Annotated in this window: 6 protein-coding genes and 2 CRISPR repeat arrays; of the genes, 1 reads left to right on the top strand and 5 read right to left on the bottom strand. The window is 42.4% G+C overall.

The window, feature by feature from the left end:
• Positions 1-292: 292 nt before the first annotated feature.
• The 3 genes from PN470_RS06370 to PN470_RS06360 form a co-directional block, all read right to left on the bottom strand.
• Positions 293-1,984, bottom strand: coding sequence for a Cas10/Cmr2 second palm domain-containing protein (locus PN470_RS06370; RefSeq protein WP_272104097.1), 1,692 nt, complete (start codon positions 1,982-1,984; stop codon positions 293-295).
• Between the two features lie 288 nt (positions 1,985-2,272).
• Positions 2,273-3,206: direct repeats of the CRISPR family, unit length 35 nt; unit sequence GTTTCCATTCATACGCTTCACGAATTGGAAGCAAG.
• Positions 3,207-3,658: 452 nt separating this feature from the next.
• Positions 3,659-3,733, bottom strand: a complete 75-nt coding sequence (locus PN470_RS06365; RefSeq protein WP_238560405.1) for a hypothetical protein — start codon at positions 3,731-3,733, stop codon at positions 3,659-3,661.
• A 184-nt stretch (positions 3,734-3,917) separates the two neighbouring features.
• Positions 3,918-4,133, bottom strand: coding sequence for a hypothetical protein (locus tag PN470_RS06360; protein ID WP_271937179.1), 216 nt, complete (start codon positions 4,131-4,133; stop codon positions 3,918-3,920).
• Positions 4,134-4,367: 234 nt separating this feature from the next.
• Here PN470_RS06360 and PN470_RS06355 point away from each other — a divergent pair, with 234 nt between their 5' ends.
• Positions 4,368-4,586, top strand: coding sequence for a type II toxin-antitoxin system HicB family antitoxin (locus PN470_RS06355; RefSeq protein ID WP_185241534.1), 219 nt, complete (start codon positions 4,368-4,370; stop codon positions 4,584-4,586).
• Positions 4,587-5,091: 505 nt separating this feature from the next.
• Here the strand turns inward: PN470_RS06355 and PN470_RS06350 are convergent.
• Positions 5,092-5,271, bottom strand: a complete 180-nt coding sequence (locus PN470_RS06350) for a hypothetical protein (RefSeq protein WP_103112935.1) — start codon at positions 5,269-5,271, stop codon at positions 5,092-5,094.
• Between the two features lie 61 nt (positions 5,272-5,332).
• Positions 5,333-5,734: direct repeats of the CRISPR family, unit length 35 nt; unit sequence GTTTCCATTCATACGCTTCACGAATTGGAAGCAAG.
• Between the two features lie 236 nt (positions 5,735-5,970).
• Positions 5,971-8,139, bottom strand: coding sequence for a polyphosphate kinase 1 (ppk1, locus tag PN470_RS06345; RefSeq protein WP_271937173.1), 2,169 nt, complete (start codon positions 8,137-8,139; stop codon positions 5,971-5,973).
• Between the last annotated feature and the right edge of the window lie 130 nt (positions 8,140-8,269).

The following is an 8,269-nucleotide window of genomic DNA, read 5'->3' as shown; positions in this document are numbered from 1 at the left end:
CGATTTTATCACTCAATCCAAGCTTTTGGGGGGTTCTACCCCCCAAACCCCCCGTTGGGGGCGTGGCGCCGCCCCCAAACCCCCCGCGCATTAGTTTTTCGGTGGGATGCTTACACGCGGCCGCTGACACATCTGTAATAATCTAAGAGTCACTCCCCTTGCAGTAGTGTCTCTCCTGATATGTAGCTTATACTCAAGGGATTTAGTATGATTGACAAATTTGCGTTATTTGAGCTTGTATTTTCAAGGCAGATGGCAATAGATAATCAGTCTTTAATAACCGGATTTAGGATTATTTTTTGATCGTTTCCCCGATCGAGAGATGCCAACCGATCGCGATCAGTTCGTCTATCCAGCGAACGATCGCCCTAGCGTAGTCCTTCGATGGCGCGTCCTCTGGGAGGGAGACGATCTGATCATCTTCTTTTTCTAAAATTTCTTTATAGCCGCTAAAGTATAGATCGAAAAACTGTAGGAGTTTGGAGAGGTTATCGAGGATTTTCGAGTCTGCGCCATCGGAATGGCTTCTAGGGTTATCGAGATAGCCCAGACCGAAAGCGTGACGGGCTTTTAGTCGGGCAAAGTCGCCATAGATATGACCCCAGTTTTTCCCGCCGTCCCGATCTCGATAGTGGTTTAGCGTGTTCAAGTATTTCCATCTGGTTGTCCATTGAACATATTGCCCGTTGTTAAATAAAACGCGGATGGTGAGGCGATCGCGTCCTAGTTTTTTCGATCGCTGTTCTGCTTCCCGACAGTGCTGTAAAACGTCTCTCTGGGGAATGCTGTGGGCTGCCCAAACGAAGCCGAGACTTAGAGTCACCCGTTGATTGATTTCTTCAGTTTTTCCAGTTTTCCACTGTTGATCGAGGGTTTGTAGCCAGTGAAAAACTCGATCGATCTCGATCGAGTCGAGTTGTGGATCAGGAAATTGGCTATTATAAACGATGCCCAAAAAATCATCTCCTCCGGCGTAAATTATTCTGCCGAGTTCGGTCTGGTTAAAGTCCCTCTGAAATTGTTGTCCCCACTGACGCATAATCTTGCTGAAATCTCGGATTTTTTGGTCTGAGCCGAGGTCTTTCAGGTAATCGCCTACTTTATCGCCATCTCCCATGAACCAGCCTGTTTTTTGTCCCACTGAGGCGGGGTTATCTTGCGGTCTCCTGATCAGATCTCGAAATCCTCGCTGGCGAAGTTCTTCGGGAAGTTCAACTCCTAGAGAGCGGGCGATATGTGGGAGAGTGATCAACCGTTTGGTTAATTCGGGAATATTCAATCTTTCGTTTCCATCGATGTATTTGCCTTCTGGTTGTCTATCTTTGGGTTGGCCGTCAGGATCGTTAACTCCATCGAGTAGGAAGGCTAATCTTCGGTAGAATAGAGCGATATGTCGGTCTTCTTCGCTCCAGTCAAGCGTTTTCATGTCTTGGTTTTCCCGATCCATCCCGTACCAAGCGATCGCGTCAGTCCCGGACAGACTAGAGCTTTCCCCGACCCAATTCACCCCTTGCCAATTGCGGGCGAGTTTACGATTTTCTAGATCGACCATGGCGGACTCTAGATCGTCCCCCATGCCCCAGAAAAATTCCCAGGTGCGTTTTTCCCACTTTTTCCAGCTTTTTTGCCAATTCCATTCTGAGGATCGATAGTAAGGCGCGAGGGCGTTTTCGACCCATTTTCTACAGGTTGCGAGAATATTTTTCCAACGATTTAAAAAGGCTCGTTGCAGTTCCGCAATGATTTCCTCGGAGGAGGAGGACTGCATTTCGCTATCGATTTTCAGGAGAACACGGTTGGGCATTCCCTGTTGGGAGTTTAGCAGTCCGGGGCTAATTAGGTGGTACTGCTCGGGCCGGTGGGTGACGATTGTACTGGTCAGATCCGAGAGAATCTGAGAGGCTCCGTACAGGTCCCTCAATTTGCGGGATTTTTCAATAAAGCTTTGGACGGGGGAGAAGGTGATGGCTATATATTTGGGCATAAAGCTATAGAAAACTCGATTGTTTAAGAGGTATATTCAACAGCCTTGAAAAGACCTAGAAAAGACTTATCTCTGGCTAAAAAAATAGGATTGTTAGATTAATTGGCTCTTTTGTACTTTTATATCTATCACTAAATTTCTAATTATTGTGTTAATTTTAAATAATTTTTCTTAAACAATCTTTATTTTCATTGATTTTTCTTAATTAAGTATCGTTTCTATTCAGGCACTTAACTAATTGGAATTAAAAAAATTGTAGGGTCAATTCATGAATTAACCCTACACATTATTTCCATTCATACGCTTCACGAATTGGAAGCAAGCCTGTTAATCAAAACGTTCCAGTCAATACTTCGACTTCGGATGTTTCCATTCATACGCTTCACGAATTGGAAGCAAGGATTAGCCTTTTGTTTTGCCACGTTAGGAGTGCTAGGTTTCCATTCATACGCTTCACGAATTGGAAGCAAGTTTGGAGAGCCGAAAGGATGCACGGGCTGATCAGTTGTTTCCATTCATACGCTTCACGAATTGGAAGCAAGAAAGAGAAAAAAATCACTATTTACTAGAAATAAAACCCCCGTTTCCATTCATACGCTTCACGAATTGGAAGCAAGGAAACCGGGACAGAAATTAAGGGCTTCAGCTTCTGGGTTTCCATTCATACGCTTCACGAATTGGAAGCAAGAAATCGGCGCTCAAATTACCCAATTGATTACAGCCCCGTTTCCATTCATACGCTTCACGAATTGGAAGCAAGCTTCAGTCTAGTGACCCTTTTATTAATAACGTTGTTTGTGAGTTTCCATTCATACGCTTCACGAATTGGAAGCAAGACCCAAAAGGAAAAGGATGTTATTCTAGGCATTGGAGTTTCCATTCATACGCTTCACGAATTGGAAGCAAGTCTTTTCGTCTTTCCCGCGTCAATTATCATGTTTCAAAAGAGTTTCCATTCATACGCTTCACGAATTGGAAGCAAGTTGATTGGAAAAGAGGAGGTAGAGAAAGCGCTTCAAATCTTACTTGAAGAAAGGTTTCCATTCATACGCTTCACGAATTGGAAGCAAGTTTGAAAGTATCGGAGGGGTAACTTATTTCAACTTTAAAAAGTTTCCATTCATACGCTTCACGAATTGGAAGCAAGTTGTTCAAATAAACGGAGCAGATTTAAAAATCCCCTGCGGGTTTCCATTCATACGCTTCACGAATTGGAAGCAAGACTAGCTTTGCAAAACTAGGCTGTACAAGGATTGTACAACGATTTTTCGTGGGATATTGAAAAGCATAGACATTATTAATAATAATTTTCAATAGTCACCTCAGTCATGAGGCTCAAAGCCTTGCTGGACAAGGCATCGACGCACCTCAACGAAAACTCTAGATTTTCAGCCATTTTGTCTAACCCGCGAAAAATGTTGATAACCGATAACTAATAACTAATAACTGATCACTGTTCCTATGGACTAATACCCGCAGATTTAAGGGCCTTGTCCATTAAAATTACATGGGTACTGCTTTCCTGTCCCTCATTGTCAGCACGACATCGCTTTTTGATGATAAGGAATAGCGATCACTTTTGGGAGAAGCAACTTTTTTGGCGATTTTGATGATGGGGAGTGCGATCGTTTTTGGAAGGAGCAATTTTTTGGAATGGAAGTAATTAAACTAAAACTAATCAGAATAAATATCTCGACGATGACCAACTTGATGAATCGTAATAAAGTCATCATCAAAAGAATATATCACCCTGTAATCGCCAATTCTAAGTTTAAACAAACCGCTTTAAATTAGAACTTAAACTTTGATGTCTAATATCATCAAAATTTTCATTTATCCAACGAACTTTTTTAAAAGACACGCTCCCGAACAACTGCCGTAAGCGACTCTAAACCTTCAAAAGCTTTATCGGTAAATTCTATATGGCGACGCATTACCAATCTAATCCTAATCTTTGAGCTACTTCTTCCGCAGAAATTCCCCGTTCTCCATTTCGAGTTCGCTGTAAAGAGTCAGCTAGAAATTGAGAGACTTCGGTTTTAAGTTGTTTATCAACATCAGGATCATTTAGTAGAGATTGAACTGTTTCTGTAACAGTTTCTTGAATCAAAAACTTAAAATCTTCAACACTTAGGTCTTTAACTTGCATTCTTGTAATTAGAACTCACTATTCTGACTATAGCATCGTTTAAGAATAGCGATCACGTTTTGTGGGGATACAATTGGAGGATGCGATCGCTTTTTGATGATGAGGAATAGCGATCACTTTTGGAGAGTCAACTTTTTTGGAGATTTTGATGATGGGGAGGGGCGATCGTTTTCTTATCAAAGTCCTATAGAAATGAGATAGGATCAGGAAATTCCTGTAAAGTGTCAAGAATTTATGAAATCCATTAAAATCATTGTGGAAAAACATTCTGATGGCTATATCGCCTATCCATTGGGAATTCAAGGCGTAGTAGTCGGTGAGGGTGATACCCATGAAGATGCTCTTATTGATGTGCAATCGGCGATCGCTTTTCATGTTGAAACCTTTAGGGAATCAGTTCTCGAAGCTGACTCATCTTTATTAGAAGCCTTTGTTGTAGAAGCAATAGTCTAACGGCAAAATTTCCGGCTGATGCCCCTAAAGCCAAAGTGATTAAAGTTCTTGAAAAATTTGGTTTTTCAATTGTTAGATAAAAAGAGCATATTTCTATGATTAGAAAAAATCCAGATGGAACAAAAACACTTTTAACGCTACCCAATCACAAGCAAATTAAAAGCTCTACACTAAAGATTATTTGCACTCAAGCGGGTATCTCACGAGATGATTTTATTGCTTCCTATGAAAAGATTTAAAGCAAAATCCTTTAAATGTGATTATTTGGTCTTTTGAAAGTGCGATCGCTACTTAGGGTTTGCTGAAAAAGTACGGGCGAAGCATTCGGGCAGTAACCTATCGGTGAAACCGTAGATTTTCTATCCGAATGCTTCGCCCCTACAGGACGCGGGCCGATGAAGACGCAAGGTTTTGAAGCACGATTCTCTCAAAATCTTGCACCTGTTTCACGAGAAAAGCCACAAAACCCTGACCTTGCCTACATTTCACATTTATTCAGCAAACCCTACTTATGAGGAGTTTGTAGCCAGTGGAGAACTCGATCGAGATCGATCGAGTTGAGTTGTGGACCAGGAAATTGGCTATTATAAACGATGCCCAAAAAATCATCTCCTCCCGCATAAATTATTCTGCCGAGTTCAGTCTGGTTAAAGTTCCTCTGAAATTTTTGTCCCCACTGACGCATAATCTCGCTGAAATCTCGGATTTTTCTTAACCGATGAGATGGGATTGATCCCTGGCATTCTGTTTCCATTCATACGCTTCACGAATTGGAAGCAAGTCGCTCCGCCATCCAAAAGCTTGTAAAGCTTTTCGGGTTTCCATTCATACGCTTCACGAATTGGAAGCAAGGTGGGAAGATTTGAGGGATTTGCTAGAGGATGAATTAGCCGTTTCCATTCATACGCTTAACGAATTGGAAGCAAGAATTTGGGGTAAAGTCCGTCCAAACCGGACAATACTCGTTTCCATTCATACGCTTCACGAATTGGAAGCAAGGCATTTTTTGTCAAAAATGGACGCCAGAAGGCCTCTTTGAGTTTCCATTCATACGCTTCACGAATTGGAAGCAAGTCTTGGCTCAAAAGCGTATTGGATCCAATCCAATATACGGTTTCCATTCATACGCTTCACGAATTGGAAGCAAGACTAGCTTTGCAAAACTAGGCCGTACAAGGATTGTACAACGATTTTTCGTGGGATACTGAAAAATAAGCCATAATTAATAATAATTCTCAATAGTCACCTCGGTCATGAGGCTCAAAGCTTTACTGGACAAGGCATCGACGCACCTCAACGAAAACTCTAGATTTTCAGCCATTGTGTCTAACCCGCGAAAAATGTTGATAACCGATAACTGATAACTGATCACTGATCACTGTTCCTATGGACTAATACCCGCAGATTTAAGGGCTTTTTCCATTAAAATTACATGGGTACTGCTTTCCTGTCCCTCATTGTCAGGACGACGCTGAATATAACTGCCATCGGATTGTAATTCCCATGCTTGTCGGTTATCTGACAACATAATGCCGAGAATTTCTTCTAGTTCCTTGGCGATCGCTGGTTCATCGATGGGTGTCACTGCTTCCACGCGACGAGTCAGGTTCCGCGTCATCCAATCGGCGCTACCAATATACACCTCCTCCTGACCATCATTGTAAAAGTAAAAAATGCGGGAATGTTCCAAAAAGCGGCCGATAATGCTAATTACTCGGATATTTTCGCTTATTTCTGGCAATCCGGGCCGTAAACAACAGATGCCGCGAATAATTAAGTCAATCTGCACACCGGCACGAGAAGCGGCGTATAAAGCTTCTATAATCGGTTTATCGACAATAGAGTTCATTTTTGCGACAATGCGCCCCGTACCGCCATTTTTACAGTTTTTGGCCTCGCGATCGATCATTGCTAACATCCGTTTTCGCAAACTCACTGGAGCAATTAAAAGTTTGCGGTAGGATTGCTGACGGGAGTATCCGGTCAGAAAGTTAAATAAATCGGTGATATCTGCCCCTAAATCCTCGCGACAGCTAAGTAAACCCAAATCAGTGTATAATTTAGCCGTTTTTGGGTTATAATTGCCCGTGCCAATATGGAAATAACGACGGATTTTATCCCCTTCCTTTCTGACCACGAGAACCACTTTCGTGTGGGTTTTTAGACCAACTAAGCCATAAACAACGTGAACTCCGGCTTGTTCCAGCTTTTTCGCCCAACTAATGTTATTTTCCTCATCAAAGCGTGCTTTTAGTTCCACTAACGCCGCTACCTGTTTGCCATTTTCCGCCGCTGCAATCAGGGAATTGACAATCGGGGAATCTCCGGAAGTACGATACAAAGTCATTTTAATCGCTAAAACATGGGCATCATAGGCCGCCTGGGCGATAAACTGTTGTACTGAGGCACTAAAGGAATGGTAGGGGTGATGAACGAGAATATCGTTATTGCGAATTAAAGTAAAAATATCTTCGCCATCCTGTTCTAGGATACCGTCTTCGTTACCGTCAACTATTTCTCGCAATCCCTGTAAAACTGGTGGGGTGACAGGATTCCACGGCGGATCTTTCAGTTCGGGACAGGGTAAAGACAGAAAATAAAATAAATCTTTGTGTCCCAGCAGTCCATCCACATCATAAACATCGATCTCCTCAAGTCCCAGATCGCGCATGATCCGGTCTTTAATATTGCTAGGGGTAGAACTGTGGATTTCCAGACGTACTGCCGATTTACCGATGCGGCGCTTGCGTACTTCTTCCTCGATCGCTAATAATAAATCATCGGCCTCATCTTCTTCGACGGAGATATCGGCGTTGCGCGTCACCCGAAAAGGATAACATTCTTGAATGATCATGCCGGGGAAAAGTGCCTCTAAATTGTGCATTACCACCTGTTCAAGGGGTACTCCCGTCCAAATCGAAGCTTTTCCGTCTTGGTGGCGTAATTCCTTGGATAATGCCAGAAAACGGGGGAAAACCTGCGGCACTTTCACCCTGGCAAATAATTCTTTATCGGTGTCGGGATCGCGAACGACTACGGCTAAATTGAGACTAAGATTAGAAATATAGGGAAAAGGATGACTAGGATCCACCGCTAGGGGAGTTAAAACGGGGAAAATATTTTGTTCAAAGTAATCATGGAGATAATTGCGCTGTTCTTGATTTAAATCTACATAGTTAATCAGATGAATTCCCTGTTCTACTAAGAGGTTTTTTAGGGTGTGTTCAAAAAGACGATCCTGCTGTTGTACAAGGGGAAGCAGACGTTTACTGATCTCGGTTAGCTGTTCCGAGGCAGTCCGGCCATCGGCACTTAAAACGGCTACATTTGCCTCTACCTGTTGTTTAAGCACTGCCACCCGTACCATAAAAAATTCGTCGAGATTGGCACAAAAAATGGCGGTAAATTTTAATCTTTCTAGTAGGGGAGTCCGAGGATCAAGTGCTTCATAAAGCACGCGACGATTAAATTCTAACCAGCTTAATTCTCGGTTAAAGTAATATTGCGAATCTTTAAGATCGATTTCAGAAGTTACGGTAGAAGCTTTAGCCATAGAGTCTAATACCTAAATAATAGATTAAACAGTTAGTAAGAAGCCACTCAAGTCTAAATTTGACTATTTTTGGCGTTTTTTTAGGCTACATTGCCCCAGATTAACCAAAGTTACCCCGATTATCTTGGAT

It is taken from the genome of Microcystis sp. CS-574 (assembly GCF_028329095.1).
In the GTDB taxonomy this organism is placed as follows: domain Bacteria; phylum Cyanobacteriota; class Cyanobacteriia; order Cyanobacteriales; family Microcystaceae; genus Microcystis; species Microcystis ichthyoblabe_A.
This window is presented reverse-complemented; position numbering and strand designations above follow the sequence as displayed.

Bases quoted from the DNA above. Each gene is read 5' to 3' on its own strand.
- PN470_RS06370 (WP_272104097.1), bottom strand. From the start codon at position 1,984: ATGCCCAAATATATAGCCATCACCTTCTCCCCCGTCCAAAGCTTTATT.
- PN470_RS06360 (WP_271937179.1), bottom strand. From the start codon at position 4,133: ATGCAAGTTAAAGACCTAAGTGTTGAAGATTTTAAGTTTTTGATTCAA.
- PN470_RS06355 (WP_185241534.1), top strand. From the start codon at position 4,368: ATGAAATCCATTAAAATCATTGTGGAAAAACATTCTGATGGCTATATC.
- PN470_RS06350 (WP_103112935.1), bottom strand. From the start codon at position 5,271: ATGCGTCAGTGGGGACAAAAATTTCAGAGGAACTTTAACCAGACTGAA.
- ppk1 (WP_271937173.1), bottom strand. From the start codon at position 8,139: ATGGCTAAAGCTTCTACCGTAACTTCTGAAATCGATCTTAAAGATTCG.